Source organism: Roseateles sp. P5_B10, assembly GCF_056400485.1.
In genome coordinates, this window is sequence record NZ_JBFULE010001679.1 from 1 (window position 1) to 559 (window position 559).

The following is a 559-nucleotide window of genomic DNA, read 5'->3' on the forward strand; positions in this document are numbered from 1 at the left end:
GGAGTATGCCGCGCAGGCAGTCGAGCTCGCTGGCCGGATTTTTGCCGCGGTCTGACCGGATGCCAGGGTCCGGCACGGGGAGGGAGGACGTCCTGCCGACCGGTGCGGGAGGCGGGCGTAGCGCGCCAGCCGGCTGGCGCCACGCGCGGGGCCCATGAACCCGGAAAGATTGCTGCACGCCCATGCAACGCCCTCACGCCACAAACGCTACTCGCGTCTCGCGCCGGATGGTCTATAAGACCGCGATCCGGAAGCACCTATATGCAACCACAGATGGTTAATTCCAGCAACCAAATACCTCTGGCATGGCGTCGCGCAACTGCGCTGACCCTTGGCATTCTGTTGGGTGCGTGGATCTCGCTGCTTTCGGCGACGGTCGGCTTCGCGCAGACGTCGGCTCCAGCCGCGAGCCAGCCCGGCCCGCAGGCCGTGCCGGGCTTCTGGGATCCGCGTCGCCGTCCGGACCGGCCGGACCTGTCGCGCATCACCGTGATCCGCTTCCTGACCGAAACCGACTATCCGCCATTCAACTTCACCGGCCCCGACGGCAATCCGGCGG

General features: G+C 67.3%; 1 protein-coding gene. It reads left to right on the forward strand.

What is annotated here, in order from left to right:
- Nucleotides 1-261 precede the first annotated feature (261 nt).
- The coding region (locus AC1DU6_RS35295; protein WP_477863228.1) for a hypothetical protein at nucleotides 262-559 on the forward strand (298 nt) is incomplete at its 3' end.